The sequence below is a fragment of the Streptomyces sp. NPDC046859 genome (assembly GCF_040645135.1).
Taxonomy (GTDB): Bacteria; Actinomycetota; Actinomycetes; order Streptomycetales; family Streptomycetaceae; genus Streptomyces.
Genome location: NZ_JBEYXR010000023.1, coordinates 81,034 through 101,298, shown reverse-complemented (window position 1 = coordinate 101,298; position 20,265 = coordinate 81,034). Strand labels below are relative to the sequence as shown.

17 protein-coding genes are annotated in these 20,265 nt (G+C 70.7%); 9 read left to right on the top strand and 8 right to left on the bottom strand.

Annotated elements, in window-relative coordinates:
* Positions 1-82: 82 nt before the first annotated feature.
* Positions 83-1,480: a cation:dicarboxylase symporter family transporter gene (locus tag ABZ899_RS28330; RefSeq protein WP_361351206.1), complete on the bottom strand. Its 1,398-nt coding sequence runs from the start codon at positions 1,478-1,480 to the stop codon at positions 83-85.
* Positions 1,481-1,676: 196 nt separating this feature from the next.
* Between ABZ899_RS28330 and ABZ899_RS28325 the strand changes: the two genes are divergently transcribed.
* From ABZ899_RS28325 to ABZ899_RS28300, 6 genes are all read left to right on the top strand, one after another.
* Positions 1,677-3,353 carry a sensor histidine kinase gene (locus ABZ899_RS28325; RefSeq protein WP_361351204.1) on the top strand — a complete coding sequence of 559 codons (1,677 nt, stop codon included), beginning with the start codon at positions 1,677-1,679 and terminating at the stop codon, positions 3,351-3,353.
* Positions 3,350-4,054, top strand: coding sequence for a response regulator (locus tag ABZ899_RS28320; RefSeq protein ID WP_361351202.1), 705 nt, complete (start codon positions 3,350-3,352; stop codon positions 4,052-4,054). Before ABZ899_RS28325 ends, ABZ899_RS28320 begins: the two co-directional genes overlap by 4 nt.
* Before the next feature lie 181 nt (positions 4,055-4,235).
* Positions 4,236-5,609 (top strand): extracellular solute-binding protein, encoded by a 1,374-nt coding sequence (locus tag ABZ899_RS28315; RefSeq protein ID WP_361351200.1) that lies wholly within the window; start codon positions 4,236-4,238, stop codon positions 5,607-5,609.
* 10 nt (positions 5,610-5,619) lie between these two features.
* On the top strand, positions 5,620-6,555 hold the full coding sequence (locus ABZ899_RS28310) for a sugar ABC transporter permease (protein ID WP_361351198.1): 936 nt from the start codon (positions 5,620-5,622) through the stop codon (positions 6,553-6,555).
* A gap of 3 nt (positions 6,556-6,558) precedes the next feature.
* Positions 6,559-7,398 carry a carbohydrate ABC transporter permease gene (locus ABZ899_RS28305; RefSeq protein ID WP_361351196.1) on the top strand — a complete coding sequence of 280 codons (840 nt, stop codon included), beginning with the start codon at positions 6,559-6,561 and terminating at the stop codon, positions 7,396-7,398.
* 468 nt (positions 7,399-7,866) lie between these two features.
* Positions 7,867-8,490, top strand: coding sequence for an XRE family transcriptional regulator (locus ABZ899_RS28300; protein WP_361351224.1), 624 nt, complete (start codon positions 7,867-7,869; stop codon positions 8,488-8,490).
* Positions 8,491-8,509: 19 nt separating this feature from the next.
* On the opposite strand, the gene ABZ899_RS28295 is transcribed toward ABZ899_RS28300, so the two are convergent.
* Complete coding sequence (locus ABZ899_RS28295) at positions 8,510-9,535, bottom strand: ATP-dependent 6-phosphofructokinase (protein WP_361351194.1); 1,026 nt, start codon at positions 9,533-9,535, stop codon at positions 8,510-8,512.
* A gap of 302 nt (positions 9,536-9,837) precedes the next feature.
* Between ABZ899_RS28295 and pta the strand changes: the two genes are divergently transcribed.
* From pta to pyk, 3 genes are all read left to right on the top strand, one after another.
* On the top strand, positions 9,838-11,940 hold the full coding sequence (pta, locus tag ABZ899_RS28290; RefSeq protein WP_361351193.1) for a phosphate acetyltransferase: 2,103 nt from the start codon (positions 9,838-9,840) through the stop codon (positions 11,938-11,940).
* Positions 11,937-13,151 (top strand): acetate kinase, encoded by a 1,215-nt coding sequence (locus ABZ899_RS28285; protein WP_361351191.1) that lies wholly within the window; start codon positions 11,937-11,939, stop codon positions 13,149-13,151. Before pta ends, ABZ899_RS28285 begins: the two co-directional genes overlap by 4 nt.
* A 113-nt stretch (positions 13,152-13,264) precedes the next feature.
* Positions 13,265-14,695 carry a pyruvate kinase gene (gene pyk, locus ABZ899_RS28280; RefSeq protein ID WP_361351189.1) on the top strand — a complete coding sequence of 477 codons (1,431 nt, stop codon included), beginning with the start codon at positions 13,265-13,267 and terminating at the stop codon, positions 14,693-14,695.
* Positions 14,696-14,776: 81 nt separating this feature from the next.
* Here pyk and ABZ899_RS28275 read toward each other — a convergent pair whose 3' ends face one another.
* The 6 genes from ABZ899_RS28275 to ABZ899_RS28250 form a co-directional block, all read right to left on the bottom strand.
* Positions 14,777-15,166 carry a hypothetical protein gene (locus tag ABZ899_RS28275; RefSeq protein WP_361351187.1) on the bottom strand — a complete coding sequence of 130 codons (390 nt, stop codon included), beginning with the start codon at positions 15,164-15,166 and terminating at the stop codon, positions 14,777-14,779.
* Positions 15,163-16,431 (bottom strand): hypothetical protein, encoded by a 1,269-nt coding sequence (locus ABZ899_RS28270; protein ID WP_361351185.1) that lies wholly within the window; start codon positions 16,429-16,431, stop codon positions 15,163-15,165. Before ABZ899_RS28270 ends, ABZ899_RS28275 begins: the two co-directional genes overlap by 4 nt.
* A 73-nt stretch (positions 16,432-16,504) precedes the next feature.
* Entirely contained in the window at positions 16,505-16,951 is a 447-nt protein-coding gene (locus ABZ899_RS28265) for an RNase A-like domain-containing protein (protein WP_361351183.1), read from the bottom strand.
* Between the two features lie 395 nt (positions 16,952-17,346).
* Positions 17,347-18,714 carry a hypothetical protein gene (locus tag ABZ899_RS28260; RefSeq protein WP_361351181.1) on the bottom strand — a complete coding sequence of 456 codons (1,368 nt, stop codon included), beginning with the start codon at positions 18,712-18,714 and terminating at the stop codon, positions 17,347-17,349.
* Positions 18,704-19,276, bottom strand: a complete 573-nt coding sequence (locus tag ABZ899_RS28255; protein ID WP_361351180.1) for a DUF6114 domain-containing protein — start codon at positions 19,274-19,276, stop codon at positions 18,704-18,706. Before ABZ899_RS28255 ends, ABZ899_RS28260 begins: the two co-directional genes overlap by 11 nt.
* Positions 19,277-19,425: 149 nt before the next feature.
* Complete coding sequence (locus ABZ899_RS28250) at positions 19,426-20,064, bottom strand: DUF6230 family protein (RefSeq protein ID WP_361351178.1); 639 nt, start codon at positions 20,062-20,064, stop codon at positions 19,426-19,428.
* Positions 20,065-20,265: the final 201 nt, after the last annotated feature.

Genomic DNA, 20,265 nt, shown 5'->3' with positions numbered 1-20,265 from the left:
GGCAAGGGCCGCACACGGCCGGACGCCCGGCCCCGGTTCAGGCGGGGCCGGGCGTCCGGTGCGAAGGGACCGGTCAGGGCGGTCAGGCCTTCGCGAGCTCCTTCTCGCCGTCCTGCCGCGGCGCCGCGGCCGGCGCGGGCTCGCCCTCGTGGCCGTGGTCGTCGAGCAGGGTCTTCTCGTCGAAGGGGATCTGGCCGGCGAGGACCTGGTCGACCCGCTCGCGGTCGATCTCCTTCGTCCAGGTGCCGATGAGCACCGTGGCGACGGCGTTGCCCGCGAAGTTCGTCAGGGCGCGGGCCTCGCTCATGAAGCGGTCGATGCCGACGATCAGGCCGATGCCGTCCACCAGGGCCGGCTTGTGCGACTGCAGACCGCCCGCCAGGGTGGCGAGGCCGGCGCCGGTGACACCGGCGGCGCCCTTGGAGGCGACCAGCAGGAAGAGCAGCAGCGGGATCTGCTCACCGATCGACATCGGGGTGCCCATGGCGTCGGCGATGAACAGGGACGCCATGGTCATGTAGATCATGGTGCCGTCGAGGTTGAAGGAGTAGCCGGTCGGGACGGTGATGCCGACGACGGGCTTGCTGATGCCGAGGTGCTCCATCTTCGCGATGAGGCGCGGCAGGGCCGACTCCGAGGACGACGTCGACAGGATCAGCAGGAACTCGCGGCCCAGGTACTTGCAGAGCGTGAAGATGTTGAGGCCGGCGACGATCCGCAGCAGCGCGCCGAGCACGAGGAAGACGAAGAGGAAGCAGGTGACGTAGAAGCCGAGCATCAGCACGGCGAGGCTCTTGAGCGCGTCCACTCCGGCGGAGCCGGTGACGGCGGCGATGGCACCGAAGGCACCGATCGGCGCGGCCCACATCACCATGGCGAGGATGCGGAAGACGAGCCGCTGGATGTGCTGCACGCCCCGCAGGACCGGCTCCCCGGCCGAGCCCATGGCCTGCAGGGCGAAACCGGCGAGCAGCGCGATCAGGAGGGTCTGCAGAACCGACTCGGAGGTGAAGGCGGAGACCATCGTGGTGGGGATGATGCCGAGCAGGAACTCGGTGGTGTCCTTGGCCTCGGCGTCCACCTGCGCATGGCCGACGTCCTTGACCGCGTCGGTGACCGCGAGACCGGAGCCGGGCTCGAGGATGTTGCCGACGACGAGCCCGATGGCGAGGGCGATCAGCGACATCACCAGGAAGTAGCCCAGCGCGATACCGCCGACCGCGCCGACCTTGGCGGCCTTCCGCACGGAGCCGATGCCCAGCACGATCGTGCAGAAGATGATCGGCGAGATCATCATCTTGATCAGCGCGACGAAGCCGGTCCCGATGGGCTTCAGCTCCACGGCGAAGTCGGGCGCGGCCAGGCCCACGGCGATGCCGAGGGCGACCGCGATGATCACCGCGATGTAGAGGTAGTGCGTGCGGTCCCGCTTGGTGACGGGTGCGGCAGGTGCCGTATCGGGGGAACTGGCGGCGGCCACGGCTGCCCTCCTTGACGTCTTCGTCGGTTGTCACCGGCGTGCGGCTCACGTCCGGGGTGGGGGTTCGCTGGTGGACAGGCGCGCCCCTGGGGACGGGGGTCGTGTGCAGCGATGCGGTGACTATCTCCCGGCGTGTGAGGGCGGTCACCCTTCCGTTCATTTAGTTCACCGGGAAACGTGCGGGCAGACTGGCGGCATGCGTATCCCCGTCCCGAGCCCGCGCAGCCTGGCAGGCCAGCTCTTCGCCATGCAGGCCGTGCTGATCGCGGTGCTGTTCTCCGGATACGCGGTCTTCACCTACCTCAGCGACCGCGACCAGGCCGAGGACGCCGCGGGCCGGCAGGCCGCGGCCGTGGCGCAGTCCATCGCCGACGCCCCGTCCACGCCGGACGCCATCCGCACCGACGACCCGACGGCCGCGCTCCAGCCGTACGCGCTGCGCGTGCAGCGGGACGCCGAGGTCGACTTCGTCACGATCATGGATCCGGGCGGGATCCGCTGGACCCACCCCGACGAGCGGCAGATAGGGCAGCACTTCCGCGGGCACACCGAGCGCGCGCTGCGCGGCGAGCCGTTCACGGAGACCTACACCGGCACCCTCGGCCCGTCGGTGCGGGCGGTGGTGCCGATCTACGACGGCGGCACCGGCCGGGAGCACATCGTGGGCCTGGTCAGCGCGGGCATCCGGGTGGAGGAGATCAGCAAGCGGGTGCAGGAGCAGCTGACCGCCCTGATCGGCGGGGCGGCGGGGGCGCTGACACTGGGCGCGGTCGGCACGTACGTGATCAACGCCCGGCTGCGCCGACACACCCACGGGATGAACGCGGCCGAGCTCAGCCGGATGCACGACTACCACCAGGCCGCCCTGCACGCCGTGCGGGAGGGGCTGCTGATGCTGGACGGGCAGTTCCGGGTGGCGCTGATCAACGACGGGGGCCGGGAGCTGCTCGGGGTGGGCGACGTGGTGGGCCGTTCCGTGGCGGAGCTGGGGCTGCCGGCGCCGCTGACGGGGACGCTGCTCGCGTCCGAGCCCCGGGTGGACGAGGTGCACCTGACCGCGGAGCGGGTGCTGGTGGTGAACACCTCCCCGGTGTCCGGCGGCGAGCGGCGCGGCACGGTGGTGACGCTGCGCGACGTGACCGAGCTGCAGTCGCTGATGGGCGAGCTGGACTCGGAGCGGGGCTTCACGCAGGCGCTGCGCTCGCAGGCGCACGAGGCGGCGAACCGGCTGCACACGGTGGTGTCGCTGATCGAGCTCGGGCGGGCCGAGGAGGCGGTGGAGTTCGCCACCGCCGAGCTGGAGCTGGCGCAGGCGCTGACGGACCAGGTGGTCGCGGCGGTGAGCGAGCCGGTGCTGGCAGCGCTGCTGCTGGGCAAGACCGCGCAGGCCAACGAGCGGGGCGTGGAACTCGTCGTGTCGGAGGACAGCCGGCTCGACGACGGGCTGCTGAGCGACGCGCTGCCCGCCCGGGACCTGGTGACGGTGCTGGGCAATCTGATCGACAACGCCGTGGACGCGGCGCAGGGAAGTGTGGGGGCGCGGGTGACGGTGACGGCGTACGCCGAGGACGGCGAGCTGGTACTGCGGGTGACGGACACCGGCACCGGGGTGGACCCCGCCCACGCCGAGGCGGTGTTCCGGCGCGGGTTCTCCACGAAGCCGGCCGGCCCGGGCGGCCGGGGCCTGGGCCTCGCGCTGGTCCGGCAGGTCGTGATCCGGCACCAGGGAGAGCTGGCGGTGACCCGGGCCGAGGGCGGCGGGGCGGCCTTCGAGGCGCGGCTGCGCCTGGCGGGCGGCGGCGCCGGGGCTGGAGCCGTGCCCGCGCAGGGCTCCCCCGCCGGGGACGCCGTGGCCGTGAGAGGTGACGTATGACCGCGGGCGCCGCGCAGGCGATCCGGGTGCTGGTGGTGGAGGACGACCCGGTCGCGGCGGACGCGCACGTGATGTACGTCGGCCGGGTGCCGGGATTCGTGGCGGTCGGCAAGGCGCACACGGGTGCGGAGGCGCGCCGGGCGCTGGAGCGCACACCGGTGGATCTGCTGCTGCTCGATCTGCATCTGCCGGATGTGCACGGGCTGCAGCTGGCCCGGTCGCTGCGGACCGCCGGGCATCACGCGGACGTGATCGCGGTCACGTCCGCGCGGGATCTTGCGGTGGTGCGCGAAGGCGTGTCGCTGGGCGTCGTGCAGTACGTGCTGAAGCCGTTCACCTTCGCCACGCTGCGGGACCGGCTGGTGCGGTACGCGGAGTTCCACGCGGCCGTGGGCGAGGCGAGCGGCCAGGACGAGGTGGACCGGGCGCTCGCCGCGCTGCGGGCACCGGGCCCCGCCGCGCTGCCGAAGGGCCTGAGCGGTCCGACGCTGGAGCGGGTGACCGGTGCGGTGCGGGACGCGGACGGGGGGCTGACGGCGGCCGGGGTCGCCGAGGCCGTCGGGATCTCCCGGATCACGGCCCGCCGCTATCTGGAGCACCTGGTGGACGCGGGGCGGGCCGAACGCAGGCCCGTGTACGGGCAGGTGGGGCGACCGGAGCTGGTGTACCGGTGGGTTCCGGGGCCCGGGACGGGCCGCTAGGACCTTTCGTGTAGGCCGGGTCCGTGAGGTCGCGTCGTCCGCCGTGGGGCGGGCCTTGCGCCGCCCGGCACGACCTCCTCGACCGCTTTCCCCCGCACATGCATTGACCTGACTAGACCACTCCTCTTAGGTTCACCGGGCAGCCGTCCAGCGCCACAACGTCGTGCGCCCGCAGGAGGTCATGCCCGTGCGCCCCACCGCCGCCCTCCCCCCGCTCCTCGCCGCCGCCCTCGCCGCCGCCACGCTCACCGCGTGCGGCGGCGGTGCCGGCAGCGACCCGGACACCGTGAAGGTCTCCTTCAAGCAGTCCACGGACAACTCCGTGAAGGTGATGGACACCTATCTCGCGGACATCAAGAAGCAGTTCGAGAAGGCGAACCCCGGCAAGAAGGTGGAGTTCGTCCCCATCAAGGCCCCGGACTCGGAGTACTACACCAAGCTCCAGCAGATGCTCCGCTCCCCCAAGACCGCTCCCGACCTGGTCTACGAGGACACCTTCCTCATCAACTCGGACATCACCAGCGGGTACTTGAAGCCGCTCGACCCGTATCTCGCCAAGTGGCGGGACTGGGACCAGTTCATCGACACCGCGAAGGCCGCCGCCAAGGGCGAGGACGGCAAGACGTACGGCGTCCCGGACGGCACCGACACCCGGGGCCTGTGGTTCGACAAGGGTGTCTTCGCCAAGGCGGGCCTCCCGTCCGACTGGCGGCCGAGGACCTGGGACGACGTCCTCGACGCGGCCCGCACGATCAAGAAGAAGGTCCCCGGCGTCACCCCCCTCAACGTCTACACCGGCAAGCCCGCCGGCGAGGCCGCCACCATGCAGGGCTTCGAGATGCTGCTGTACGGCACGAACGACGGCGCCTCGGACCCGCTCTACGACAAGGCGTCCAAGAAGTGGATCACCGGCGGCAAGGGTTTCCGTGACGCCCTGGCGTTCGTGGAGACGGTCTACAAGGAGAGGCTGGGACCGGACGTCTCGGACGCCCTCGACCCCAACTTCGGCACCCGGGTGCGCGGTGAGCTGCTTCCCGAGGGCAGGCTCGGCATCGACCTCGACGGCTCCTGGCTGCCGCAGGACTGGCTGGAGGGCAGCGGGCACGAGTGGCCCGAGTGGTCCGAGAAGCTGGGCCTCGCCCCCATGCCCACCCAGAACGGGCAGGCGCCCGGCAAGGTGAGCATGTCCGGCGGCTGGACGTGGGCGATCCCCGCCAAGGCGGGCAACCCCGACCTCGCCTTCGAGTTCGTGAAGACGATGCAGACCAAGGCGAACGCGCAGAAGTGGTACATCGCCAACTCCGGCATCGCGGTCCGCAAGGACGTCGCCGCCGACCCCGCGTACGTCGACGCCCAGCCCGGCATCGAGTTCTTCACGGACCTGGTGGCCTCGACCCACTACCGGCCCGCCTACCCGGCGTACCCGAAGGTCTCGACCGCGATCCAGGAGGCCATGGAGGGCGTGACGACGGGTGACGTGTCGGTGGAGGACGCGGCGAAGGCGTACGACGAGGAGCTGAAGTCGGCGACGGACGGCCAGGTGATCGAGAAGTGAGCCACCGCTCATGAAGACCGCCACCGACCCCGGCCTCGCGAAGGGGCCGGGTCCGGCCGCCGTGTCGCCTCGCCCGGGTACCCGGCCGCGCCGCGTCCCGCTGCTGCGGGTCCTGCCGCTGGCCCCGGCGGTCGTCCTGCTGCTGCTGTTCCTGGCCGGTCCGATCGCGTACTGCGCCTACATCGCGTTCACCGACCTCCAGCTCACCGGGCAGGCCGAGGACTCGTTCGTCGGCTTCGAGAACTTCACCACCGCCTTCGGCGACGACGCGTTCCTGAACGCCGTCCGGCACACCCTGGTCTTCACGGTGATCTCGGCGCTGATCGGCCAGAACACCCTGGGGCTGGCGCTGGCGGCGCTGATGCAGCGCGCCTCGAAATCGGTGCGCACGCTGGTCGGCGGGATCGTCATCACGGCGTGGGTGCTGCCGGAGGTCGTCGCCGGATTCCTGCTGTACGCCTTCTTCCGCCGCGAGGGCACCCTGAACGCCGTACTGGACTGGCTGCATCTGCCCACCCAGAACTGGCTGTTCACCCTCCCGATCCTCGCGGTGTCCTTCGCGAACGTCTGGCGGGGCACGGCCTTCTCAATGCTGGTGTACTCGGCGGCCCTCAACGAGATCCCGAAGGAGATCACCGAGGCCGCCGAGGTCGACGGGGCCGGCGGCCGGCGCCGGCTGTGGCACATCACGCTGCCGATGATCCGGCGCTCCATCGGCACCAACCTGATGCTGATCACCCTGCAGACGCTGTCCGTGTTCGGGCTGATCTGGGTGATGACCCGGGGCGGTCCGGGCGGCCGCAGCCAGACGCTGCCGCTGTTCATGTACGAGGAGGCGTTCCAGAAGAGCATGATCGGCTACGGCACCGCGGTCGCCCTGCTGCTGCTCGTGGTGGGCTCGCTGTTCTCGGTGGTCTATCTGCGTCTGCTGCGGACGGAGGTCTGAGCCATGCCGCGCACGCTCTCGTCCCGCAGGGCCTCGCACCGGCTGGCCGCCGACGCCGGACTGCTGGTGGTGGCCGCCGCGTTCGTGCTCCCGCTGGCCTGGGTGGTGCTGTCCGCCCTGGACCCGCACGCCGATCTGCGGGTGAAGCTCCCGGACGGGCTGACCCTGGACAACTTCGACGCCGTCATGACCCCGGACATCACCTTCACCCCGCTGCTGAACAGCCTGCTGCTGTGCGGCGGCGGGACGCTGCTGACGGTGGCGTGCGCGGCGCTGGCCGCCTATCCGCTGTCGCGGTTCCGGTCCCGCCTCAACCGGCCGTTCCTGCTGACGGTCCTGTTCGCGACGAGCCTGCCGATCACCGCGATCATGGTGCCGGTGTACGCGCTGTTCGTGCAGGTGAACCTGATCGACACCGTGGAAGGCACGATCTTCTTCTTCGCCGCGTCCCAACTGCCGTTCGCCATCTGGCTGATGAAGAACTTCATGGACGGGGTGCCGAAGGAGCTGGAGGAGGCGGCCTGGACGGACGGGGCGTCGTCGCTGCAGTCGCTGGTGCGGATCGTGCTGCCGCTGATGGGGCCGGGCGTGGCGGTGGTGACCGTGTTCTCGTTCGTGATGATGTGGGGGAACTTCTTCGTCCCGTTCATGCTGCTGCTCACCCCCGACCAGATGCCGGCGGCCGTGAGCATCAACGAGTTCTTCGGCAACCGGGGCACGGTGGTCTACGGGCAGCTGGCCGCGTTCTCGATCCTCTACTCGACCCCGGTGATCCTGCTGTACGTGCTGGTGGCGCGCCGGCTGGGCGGCGGGTTCGCGCTGGGCGGGGCGGTCAAGGGGTAGCGGGCGGGGCGGGCGTCGGATTCGAGCCGCCTCCCCGGGTGCCGCGGGCGGCCGCCGTACGGCGGCGGGCCGCACTCCTCTTCGAGTTCCGGGTGTGCGCGCGACCGCGACGGGGGCGCGCCATCGCCGGGCCCGGCCCCGCACACGGGAGCGAATATGTCGCCTGAGCTTGCCGTTCCCTCGGGCCCAGCACCCGCAGGGCCGGGCGAGTGCTCGGCCGCGCGGCGTTCCCCCGCGGGCGGCACCGCCACCCTCCGGAGACCGAACCCGCCGGTAGCCGTATCTTCATACGATCCGTGATCCTGGCCGAACAGATCGTAGTCACGGTATGCCAGCCGTCCTACGGTGTGGGCCGTGCGCCGACCGCCAGCTCAGCCGAACCAGCCGCCCCGCCGTTCCAGCCTCCGCAATCCGCCCACCCCGCCGTTCGACGCCCCGGCCGCCCGCCGTCTGAGAGCCGGCCTCGACATGGGGCCCGAGCACGTCGCCTACGGCATCCGGGTCTCCTACGGCCTCCCCCATGTCACCGGGGACCTCGTCCTCGCCTGGGAACGCGAACTCGTCGCGCCGGACGACGGCGAACTCATTGCCCTCGCGGGCGTGCTCTGGTGCTCGCCGGGCGAACTGCTCGGCAGACCCCGGACGTTGCGCGAGCACCGCGTCGCCCGGGGTCTCGCACCCGAGGACGTGGCCCGGGCCGTCGGGCACGACCTGCACGCCTATCTGCGGATGGAGGACCACGACGACTGGCGCGGCACCGACCGCCAGTCCGCCGCGCTCGCCGAGGTGCTCGGGCTGTCGCTTCCGGACTTCATCACCGTCACGGGCCGCGACGGGCGCCTGGCCGACCTGCTGCGCAGCGCGGTGACGACGCGCTGGCAGGCGTACGTCCGCCCGGTGGCCGCGATGGCTCCGCTGGAGCGGCGGCTGATCCAGCACGCCCTGCGGGAGCTGCACCAGGAGTACCAGGGGCAGATGACCGCCACCCTCAGCTGGGGCGCGGGCAGGGGTGACCACAGCGCGGCGGGCCGTGCGTTCCTGGACGGGATCGTGGAGCGCTTCTGGACGGCGGTGCGGGGCGGTACGCCCTGACGCCGGGCCGCGCCGCGCTCTAGAAGACCGACTCCGCCTCGTCCATGCGGTCCTTGGGGACCGTCTTCAGCTCGGTGACGGCCTCCGCGAGCGGGACCATCACGATGTCCGTGCCGCGCAGGGCCGTCATCCTGCCGAACTCGCCGCGGTGCGCGGCCTCGACGGCGTGCCAGCCGAAGCGGGTGGCGAGGACGCGGTCGTACGCGGTGGGCACGCCGCCGCGCTGGACGTGGCCGAGGATGACCGGCTTGGCCTCCTTGCCGAGGCGGCGCTCCAGCTCGAAGGCGAGGGCGGTGCCGATGCCCTGGAAGCGCTCGTGGCCGAACTGGTCGATCTCACCCTTGCCGTAGTCCATGCTGCCGTCGGCGGGGTGGGCGCCCTCGGCGACGCAGATCACCGCGAACTTCTTGCCGCGGGCGAAGCGCTCCTCGACCATCTTGACGAGGTCGGCGGGGTCGAACGGGCGCTCCGGGAGGCAGATGCCGTGCGCACCGGCCGCCATGCCGGACTCCAGGGCGATCCAGCCCGCGTGCCGCCCCATGACCTCGACGACCATGACGCGCTGGTGCGACTCGGCGGTGGTCTTCAGGCGGTCCATGGCCTCGGTGGCGACGCCGACGGCGGTGTCGAAGCCGAAGGTGCGGTCCGTCGAGGAGATGTCGTTGTCGATCGTCTTGGGCACACCGACCACCGGCAGGCCCGCGTCCGACAGCATGCGGGCGGCCGTCAGGGTGCCCTCGCCGCCGATCGGGATGAGCGCGTCGATGCCGAAGTCACGGGCGATGTCCGGGGCGTTCTCACAGGCCTCGCGCAGCCGGGCGCGCTCCAACCGGGACGAGCCGAGGATGGTGCCGCCGCGGGCCAGGATGCCGCTGACGGCCTCCAGGTCGAGGGGGCGGTAGTGGCCGTCGAGCAGACCCGCGAAGCCGTCCTCGAAGCCGATCACCTCGTCGCCGTAGTGGGCCACGGCCCGGTGCACGACCGACCGGATCACGGCGTTCAGGCCGGGGCAGTCGCCGCCTGCGGTGAGAACTCCGATGCGCATCGTGCTGTGTCTCCTGCTCGCTGTCGTGATGCCGGTGAGCCGATCCGATTGTTTCATGCCGCCGAGAGGCCTGTCGCTTGCGTCCGGCCCGTCCCGTTTCCTCCCCGTTCCGGACCCTGCCGAGGCCTCCCCCGCCCCGCGCGTACCCCCTGCCGGGCCCCTCATCCTGGCGGGCGCCTTAACGACGGCCAAGGGTAGTGTCAAGAGGGTTTCACTGCCCTCACCGGGTGATGTCGCGGCCCGCTGTGGGACCCGGGGACGGGCGACGGACGAGACGGCGACAGAGGAAACGGAGATCACGCGTGACGCGTAGCGTGTACGTGACCGGCATCGACCGCGGCGACGGCCGGCAGGTCGTCGAGCTGGGGGTGATGGAGCTCCTGACCCGCAAGGTCGACCGGGTCGGGGTGTTCCGGCCGCTGGTCCACCACTCCCCCGACCGCATGTTCGAACTGCTGCGCGCCCGGTATCGCCTCTCCCAGGACCCGGCGACGGTCTACGGCATGGACTACCACGAGGCGTCCGCCCTGCAGGCCGAGCGGGGCACCGACGAACTGGTGTCCACGCTCGTCGACCGCTTCCACGCGGTCACCCGCGACTACGACGTCGTCCTGGTGCTCGGCACCGACTTCGCCGACACCCAGCTCCCGGACGAGCTGTCCCTCAACGCCCGGCTCGCCAACGAGTTCGGCGCCTCCGTCCTCCCGGTCGTCGGCGGGCGCGGGCAGACCGCCGAGTCGGTGCTCGCCGAGACGCGCAACGCCTACCGGGCCTACGAGAATCTGGGCTGCGACGTGCTGGCCATGGTGGCCAACCGGGTGGCCCGCGAGGACCGGGACGAGATCGCCGAGCGGCTGGGCTCCCGGCTGCCCGTGCCCTGCTACGTCGTCCCCGACGAACCCACCCTGTCCGCGCCGACGGTCGCGCAGATCGTCCAGGCACTGGACGCGAAGGTCCTGCTCGGCGACGACTCGGGGCTCGCGCGCGACGCCCTGGACTTCGTGTTCGGCGGCGCGATGCTGCCGAACTTCCTGACCGCCCTGACGCCGGGCTGCCTGGTCGTCACGCCGGGAGACCGCGCCGACCTGGTCGTCGGCTCGCTGGCCGCGCACAGCGCGGGCACCCCGCCGATCGCCGGGGTGCTGCTCACCCTCGACGAGCGGCCGGGCGACGAGATCCTCACCCTGGCCGCGCGCCTCGCCCCCGGCACCCCGGTGCTGTCCGTGCCCGGCTACAGCTTCTCGACCGCCGAGCGGCTGTCGTCGCTGGAGGGCAAGTTGAGCGCGGCCACCCCGCGCAAGGCGGAGACCGCGCTCGGCCTGTTCGAGCGGTACGTCGACACCGGGGAGCTGCTCGGGCGGGTCTCGGCGCCGAACTCCGACCGAGTGACGCCGATGATGTTCGAGCACAAGCTGCTGGAGCAGGCCCGCTCGGACATCCGGCGCATCGTGCTGCCGGAGGGCACCGAGCCGCGCGTCCTGCAGGCCGCCGAGGTGCTGCTGCGGCGCCACGTCTGCGACCTGACCCTCCTCGGGCCGGCCGACCGCATCCGCAAGACGGCCGCCGACCTCGGCATCGACCTCGGCGACACCCAGCTGATCGACCCGGCGACCAGCGAGCTGCGCGACTCCTTCGCCGAGAAGTACGCCCGGCTCCGCGCCCACAAGGGGGTCACCGTCGAGCTGGCGTACGACGTGGTGAGCGACGTCAACTACTTCGGGACGCTGATGGTGCAGGAGGGGCTCGCCGACGGCATGGTGTCGGGGTCGGTGCACTCCACGGCCGCGACCATCCGGCCCGCCTTCGAGATCATCAAGACGCAGCCGGACGCCGCCATCGTCTCCTCGGTGTTCTTCATGTGCCTCGCCGACAGGGTGCTCGTCTACGGCGACTGCGCGGTGAACCCCGACCCGGACGCCGAGCAACTGGCCGACATCGCCGTCCAGTCGGCGGCCACGGCCGCGCGGTTCGGGGTCGAGCCGCGGATCGCGATGCTGTCGTACTCCACGGGCACCTCGGGCTCGGGCGCCGACGTCGACAAGGTGCGCGCGGCGACCGAGCTGGTGCGCTCGCGCCGCCCCGACCTGCGGATCGAGGGCCCCATCCAGTACGACGCCGCGGTGGAGCCGTCGGTCGCCGCGACCAAGCTCCCGGAGTCCGACGTGGCCGGGCAGGCGACGGTGCTGATCTTCCCGGACCTCAACACGGGCAACAACACCTACAAGGCCGTGCAGCGCTCGGCCGGAGCCATCGCCGTCGGCCCGGTCCTGCAGGGCCTGCGCAAGCCGGTCAACGACCTGTCCCGGGGCGCCCTCGTCTCGGACATCGTCAACACCGTCGCCATCACGGCGATCCAGTCCCAGTCCCCCGCCCCGTCCTCCGAGCGGAAGGCCGCCGCCCCGTGACCGCCACCCGCGTCCTCGTCCTCAACTCCGGCTCGTCGTCGCTGAAGTACCAGCTCCTCGACATGCGCGAGCGCGCCCGGCTCGCCACGGGGCTCGTCGAGCGCATCGGCGAGCGGACCTCCCGGCTGAAGCACACGCCGCTCACGGGGGGCGGCGAGAGCCGTGAGCGCGGCGGCCCGATCGCCGACCACGACGCGGCCCTGAAGGCGGTGGCGGCGGAGCTCGCCCAGGACGGCCTCGGGCTCGACTCGCCGGAGCTGGCCGCGATCGGCCACCGGGTGGTGCACGGCGGCAAGCGGTTCACCGATCCGACGGTCGTGGACGAGGCCGTGCTCGCCGAGATCGAGCGGCTCATCCCGGTGGCGCCCCTGCACAACCCGGCCAACCTCACCGGTATCCGCACGGCGCGCTCGCTGCGCCCCGACCTGCCGCAGGTCGCCGTCTTCGACACGGCCTTCCACACCACGATGCCGGAGTCCGCCGCCCGCTACGCCATCGACGTCGAGACCGCGGACCGGCACCGCGTCCGCCGCTACGGCTTCCACGGCACCTCGCACGCGTACGTCTCGCGGGCCGCCGCCGAGCTGCTGGGCAAGGCCCCCGAAGAGGTGAACGTCATCGTGCTGCACCTCGGCAACGGCGCCTCGGCGTCCGCGGTGCGGGGCGGCAGGTGCGTGGACACCTCCATGGGGCTGACGCCCTTGGAGGGACTCGTGATGGGTACGCGATCGGGTGACATCGATCCCGCCGTCATCTTCCATTTGGCGCGGGTCGCCGAAATGTCCATTGCGGAAATCGACGACCTGCTCAACAAGAAGAGCGGATTGGTCGGGCTCTGCGGCGACAACGACATGCGGGAGATCCGGCGCCGGATCGACGAGGGCGACGAGCGCGCGCAATTGGCCTTCGACGTCTACATTCACCGGTTGAAGAAGTACATAGGCGCCTATTGCGCGGTGCTCGGCCGGGTCGACGCCGTCGTGTTCACCGCCGGGGTCGGGGAGAACGCGGCACCGGTCCGCGAGGCCGCCATGGCGGGCCTGGAGCAGTTCGGCCTCGCCGTGGACCCGGAGCTGAACGCCGCGCGCGGCGGCGGGGCGCGCCTGATCTCACCGGTGGGCGCGCGGGTCGCGGTCGCGGTGGTGCCGACCGACGAGGAACTGGAGATCGCGACGCAGACCTATGCTCTGGTCGGCGGGGGCGGCGACTGAGTGACGGCAACGGAGGTAAACGGCCCGGTAACACGGCTGAGCAAAGCACAGCTCATTTGTACTTTCCACCAGACGGAATATTCCGCGGCGAAACAAACCGATAGGATCGTCCCATGCGCCGTTCGAAAATCGTTTGCACTCTCGGCCCCGCGGTCGACTCCCATGAACAGCTCGTGTCGCTGATCCAAGTCGGCATGAACGTGGCCCGCTTCAACTTCAGCCACGGCACCCACGAGGACCACCAGGGGCGGTACGAGCGCCTGCGGGCCGCCGCCGAGGAGACCGGCCGCGCCATCGGCGTGCTGGCCGACCTCCAGGGGCCGAAGATCCGTCTGGGGACCTTCGCCGAGGGCCCGGTCGAGCTGGAGCGCGGCGACGAGTTCATCATCACCACCGAGGACGTCCCGGGCAACAAGTCCATCTGCGGGACGACCTACAAGGGCCTGCCCGGTGACGTCGGCAAGGGCGACCAGATCCTCATCAACGACGGCAACGTCGAGCTGAGGGTCGTCGAGGTCGAGGGCCCGCGGGTGCGGACCATCGTCATCGAGGGCGGCGTCGTCTCCGACCACAAGGGAATCAACCTGCCGGGCGCGGCGGTGAACGTGCCGGCGCTGTCCGAGAAGGACGTCGAGGACCTGCGCTTCGCGCTGCGCATGGGTTGCGACATGGTCGCCCTGTCCTTCGTGCGGGACGCCGACGACGTGCAGGACGTGCACAAGGTCATGGACGAGGTCGGCCGCCGCGTCCCGGTCATCGCCAAGGTGGAGAAGCCGCAGGCGGTCGCCAACATGGAGGACGTCGTGATGGCGTTCGACGGCGTGATGGTCGCGCGCGGCGACCTGGCCGTCGAGTACCCGCTCGAGAAGGTCCCGATCGTGCAGAAGCGCCTCATCGAGCTGTGCCGGCGCAACGCCAAGCCGGTGATCGTGGCGACCCAGATGATGGAGTCGATGATCACCAACTCCCGTCCGACCCGCGCGGAGGCCTCCGACGTGGCCAACGCGATCCTGGACGGCGCCGACGCGGTCATGCTGTCGGCGGAGTCCTCGGTCGGCGCCTACCCGATCGAGACGGTCCGGACGATGTCGAAGATCGTCACCGCGGCCGAGCAGGAACTCCTCTCGAAGGGCCTCCAGCCGCTGGTGCCGGGCAAGAAGCCCCGCACCCAGGGTGGTTCGGTCGCCCGCGCGGCCTGCGAGATCGCCGACTTCCTCGGCGGCAGGGGCCTGGTCGCCTTCACCCAGTCCGGCGACACCGCCCGCCGCCTGAGCCGCTACCGGGCGGCGCAGCAGATCATCGCGTTCACGACGGACGAGTCCACGCGCAACCAGATGACCCTCAGCTGGGGTGTCGAGCCGCACGTCGTGCCGTTCGTGAACAGCACCGACGAGATGGTCGACCTGGTCGACCAGGAGATCGTCAAGCTGGGCCTGTTCCACGAGGGCGACATCGTGGTCATCACGGCCGGCTCCCCGCCCGGGGTGCCGGGGACGACGAACATGGTGCGGGTGCACCACCTGGGCGGCCCCGTCCGGGGCTGACGCCTGGACGTCTCGGAGGGCGCCCCCTGTCGGGAGGGGGCGCCCTCGTCCTTCTGTGCCGTCAGTTGCTTCCGCCGGGTGTCACGCCTCGGCGACCGCGCAGACGAGGGCGGACGCCAGGGCGTCGAAGTTCTCCCGGTAGAAGCCCAGTCGGATGTGGAACGGCTCCTCCGCGAAGAGGCCGCCGCGCTCGAGAAACATGGTGGGCACGGCGGTCAGCGCGCTGTGCAGCATGTGCAGTTCCTCGATGGTGAGACGGAAGTCGCAGGACTCCGTGCGCCGTCCGATCAGGCGCTCCACGAGCCCGTCGACGGCCTCCCGGCCCGCGCCGACCAGCAGGGTCAGCTCCGTGTCACCGTAGTCCCGGTCGGCGAGATAGCTCAGCGCCTCGTACATCGCCGAAACCTGACGGGGCGTGAGCCGGACGACGAAGGCGTCGCCGTCGCGGGTCACTTTCAGCTGGGTTCTCAACTGTTTCTCTCTCCAGCGTCGCTGTCTTCGACGCGTTGCCACAGTGCCTCGGTGACCAGGTGCTCATGGTGCCCGAAGTGGGCGGCGAGGCGCTGGTAGCGGGCGTATTCGTCTTCCGTGATCGGCACGGACAGGACGTCCAGCATCCGCAAGAGCAGACGGAAGCCGAGGTCGGGATCGACTCGGGTCACGACCTGTTCCAGGACTGCGGCCGCCTCGTCACCGGGAATCGGCTCCCAGTGAGGGCTCACGGTTCTGTCCGCCATCCGCGACGCCACAGCGCGGAGTTCCCGCAGCACCGGGTCGGCCGACTCGGTGACGGCGCGTGGTCGGGGCGGTGTGTAGGCGGGGGCGAGGTCACGCAGGACCTCCCGGCACATCCACGCGATCCGCTGGAGCCAGTCCCGTCCGTCCATGCCGAGCTGATCGATGTTGTAACCGCGAGCCGTCGCGGACAGCCAGAGCATGGTGAGGGTGGACGTGGGGAGTGCTGAGTCCAGCAGGCGAATAGTGTCCTGGAGGAGGAAGGCGGCTTGGGAGCCGGGGGTCTGACCTTCGTGATCGGCCGCGGCGGCCTGGCGCAAGGCCCGTTCGGGCTTGGTGTCGTGATGCCAGGAGCCGGCGAACCAGGCGGTGAGGTGGGAGAAGCCGACGTCACCCAGGGCATCACGCCGGCCGGTGTCGAGGGCCGGCCACCGGACGTCCAGGCCGTCGTGGACGAGGGGCCCGGGGTAGCCGAACTGCTTACCGAGGGCCGTGAGCCGGTCGTACTGCTCTTTCCCGACAGGGCCGGAATGGACCTTGATCGCGCGGAGGAAGAGACGGAAACCCAGGCCGGCGTCGGCCTCCTCCGTGACGCGCGCGAGGGCCGAAGGCTCGGGCAAGGAGGAGGTGCGGATGAGTGCCGGCACCGCCTCACACGGGCCCTCCTCCGCGACGGCCTTTGGGCCCGGCCACCGGTCCGCGAGCGAGGAGAGCCACTCACGCAAGGTCATTCCGTGTTCCGACGGGTCGAACCGATGGAGGGTGGCCGCCAGCCACGCCGTACGAAGCACGTCGTCAGGCAGCGCCGAGTCCAGGAGTCGGCGCACGTCGTCGCCGAGTTCCACGGCCCCCTCCCCCTCGGCGAGACCGGCCACCTCGGCCGCAAGGGCCAGTGCCCGGCCGGCGTCCGGCGCCTGGGCGTCGAAGATCCGCGCGGCCAGCTCACTCAGCCCGAAGTCGCCCTCGTACAACACGCCGAACGCCGGCCGCCGTCTGCCCACAGACTGCTCCTTGTCTCTTCGAATCCGCCCCGACTGTGCCCGCCCGGAGACCGGACGGGCCCGTGGTGCAAGGTCAGACCGGGTACGAGGTGTACACGATGAAGCCCTCATGACCGGATTTCCCGGGCATTCTGTGGAGGACGACCTTGATCGTGTTTCCCGCAGCATATGAGCCGCCATCCGCGCGGTACACCGTCCCCAAGGACGAGTGCTTGTCCCAGCGCGCGGTGAACTCGAACTCCGGCTTGCTTCTCCAACTGCCTCTCTTGTTCAGCCAGTTGTCGAGGGCATCGAAGCTGGCCGTCCGCTTCTCACCGTTCGGGAAGAAGTACTGGGCGAATGCCCGGTCAACCCCCTGCTGGGCGATCTCCTCGCTCATCCACACACTGCTGATCCCCGGTCGGCCCTTTCTCAGGTTCTCCTCGGCGAACGCGCGGGCCTGCTGCGGGGTCACTCGGACGTGCCTGCTCAGCGTATGGGCACCCGTCTGCGGGAACAGCAGTTCGTCGGAGAGGTTCATGCAGTTGTGCAGCTTCGCGGCCTGCGGCGTCGGCATTGGCGCGGGAACGCTTGGCGGCCGCCTCGGCCCGCGTGGCCGCGGCATCCGCCTCTTCGGCCGCCCTGGTGGCGGCGTTGGCCGCCGTCCGGGCCCGGCCCGCGGCCGCTTCCGCGTCGTCGGCGTGCTTGTCCGCCTCGTTGGCCGCGGCACGCGCGGTGTCCGCCGCGTCGCCCGCGTCCAGGGACTCGGCGTACGCGGCCTTGGCGTCGGCGTTGGCCCGAAGGAAAGGTGAAGCGAGGTCCGGGGGCCGACGGCGCCCCGGACACGGCTGTGGCCCGGTCCTCGGGTGAGGACCGGGCCACAGCCGGTGTGCGGCTCCCGAACGGGCTCGTGTCGGCGTCAGGACGACGCCCGGCTCAGTCGGTCGTGAAGTTGTGCAGTCCCGGCACGTGCAGGGTGCCGCCGAACTGGGCGGCCTGCGTGACCTTGACCTTGGTGAAGTAGATCAGCGGGATGTTCAGCGGCGGCGGGTTGTCCGGGTCGAAGGTGACCGGGATCAGGCCGAGCAGGTTGCCGGAGATGCTCTCCGTGTACATCACCGTCTTGCCACCGCGGATGGTCGACGTCGAGCCCTTGGCCGCCTGCACGTGGTAGGTCTTGCCGGACTGCTTGTCGTTCACCGTCTGGTGCAGGTCGCCGATGTCGGTGCCGTCGGATATGACGTACTTGAGCACCTTCTTCTTCTTGCCGCTGGCCGTCCTCACCTCGACGATGCCCTGGTAGTCGGCGCCCTTCAGCAGCAGCGAGCTGGCGTTCAGGTACCACGGGTCGTCCGGCAGCGGCACGGTGTTGTCGACACCGCCCTCGTCGTCGGTGGCGACCGGGCAGCCCTCCGGGTCGGCGTCGGCGCTCTCGGACGGGCTCGGCGTGGCGGTGGCCTCGTCGGCCGCGTCCCGCACCGCGTCGGAGGGGTCCTTCGCCGCGTCGGACGCCTTGTCGCCGGCGTCCTCGCCGGTCTCCTCGACCGTGTCGGTGACCTTGTCGGTGGTCTCCTTCACGGGGTCGGACGCCGCGGGGGTCTCCTTCGCGGCGGGCTCCTCGCCGCCGGAGGACGCCTCCTCGGTGGCGCTCGCCGAGGGCGACGGGGTGGGGCTCGCGCTCTCGTCGTCCTTCGCACCGCCCGTGAAGATGCCCTCGACGGCGTCGCCGATGTCCTCCAGCAGGTTGCCACCGCCCTCGGACGGCGAGGGGGACGGCGTGGCCGCCTGGCCGGACGGGGACTCGCTCGTCCTGCTCGGGGACGGCTCCGGCGCGGGCTCGGCATCGTCGGAACCTGAATCCGACGAGGACGAACCGCCCGCGGACTGCGAGGAGTCCGAGGAGCCGGAGGAATCCGAGGAGCCGGAGGAGTCCGAGGAGTCGCCGGAGTCCGACGCCGAGGGGTCCGGCTTCGCCGTCTCCTCCTCGTCGGCCGACGCGCTGGCGCTCGGGGACGGGGACGCCGAGGCGTCGTCCTCCAGTGCGGCCACGCAGTCCTTGTACTCGTCGGCCGTCAGGCTGTTGGCCGTGGGCTTGGTGGCGTTGTCGCTGTCGGCCTGCGCGAGGGTGGGCGTGAAGCCCATGCCCATCAGGACCGCCGTCGGCATCGCCGCCAGGGCTATCGCCTTGCCCGCCGGCACGTGGAATCTGGTGAACAGCGGCTTCTTGGGCGCCGCGTGACGCGGCCCGGTTCTCACACGGGACGTGTCCACCTCAGTCCCGTGGGTCACCTCGTCAGCCGGCACTGTGCCTCCCGTTCGCCCCGTTCGCCGGGCTCGTTCCTGACAGATCGTTCGGCTCGCCCACCACGGGCTTGAGGATGGCGGTGTCGGGGTCGGCGGCACCCTCGGGTGCGTCGCCCTCGCCCGTCGTGTCCGTCTTCGCCGGAGTTGCGTCGGCGTCCCCGCCGGGCACCCACGCAACGGCCATCGCCCCGCCCACGAGGGCGAAGAGGAAGCCGATGAGGAAACCGCCGAGGTTGGACAGCGGGATGGACACCAGTGCCAGCAGGATCGCCGCGATGCCCGCGAAGGTGCGGACGTGCTTCTGGAACCAGAGCGTGAAGCCGAGGACCACGAGCAGCACACCGATGATCAGGGAGCTGGAGCCCCCCGCGGTCTGCATCGCCAGCGTCAGGTGGCCGATCTGGAGGTTCGCGTAAGGGAAGTAGGCGATGGGCAGTCCGCCGAGCATGACGAACAGACCGGCCCAGAAGGGCCGCGCACCGCGCCAGGCGCGGAAGTTGCGCCGAAATACCCGGAGGTAGTGCTCGTCATGGCCGGGCGCGGCAGGAGTCTCGGCGCTCATCGAAAACAGCTCCCTGGTACGGCATTGCTGTGGTGGTGGTGCGATGGTGATGCGGTCATGTGTCGCGGCCCTGTGACCCCTTGTGAAGAAGGCGGGCGGAGAGTGGACGGGCGGGGGCGCCATCGGCTCCCCCGCCCGTCAGAGAGTGCTTAGTAGCACTCCTTGACACCCGTCGACAGCGACATCTTCAGACCGCTGAGCTTGAAGGTTCCGGCGGTGGTCGCCCACGCCGTCTGCTTCACGTTGCTCAGCGTGGCCTTGTCGGCCTGCTGGGCGAAACCGAAGGGGTTGGCCTGCTCGCCGCCACCCTTCATGCCCGGACCCTTGCTGGCGTCCTTGGCGGCAACACCGATGTCGATGTTCTCGAACGTCGCGTCGGCCTCGAGGTCGGCGACGTCGATGTAGAGGTTCTTGGCCTCGACCGGCTTGCTCGGGTTCTCGCCCGCCCGCAGGATCAGGCTGACGTTCCCGAGGATCGGGATGTCGGGCGTGACCACGGACTGACACATGTTGCTGATCGTCGCGGACTTGAAACCCGAGACGGCGACGGGGTGAACCGTCTTCTTGCCGGAGAGCGTGTAGCCCTCGTCAAGAGCGCCGTACTGCGAGAAGCCCGAACCGACGAGCTTGTCGGTCGTCACCTTGAACGACTGACCCGAAACGCTGAACGACGCGGCCAGAGCGCCCTGCGCGAGGGCGACACCTATCGCTGCCGTGGCGGCGACGCTGGGCACCATGACCACAGCGAACCGCTTCCATCTGGTCCCGCCACGCACCTGGGACTCCATATTTCCTCCTTCTCGGACGTACATCTCCGGCCCTGGCTGCCACTGTCAGCTCGACGGCTCAGCCGGGCAGGGATGGGAGAAGTGCTACGTCCTCGGGAAGGAGAGCGCCCGCGCTCGGTGGCGCGAGAACCGCGCCCGAATCACCGGCGATCACCCCCGAGCGACAACCACTGGTCGCGCCTGACACGCATCACGCACAAC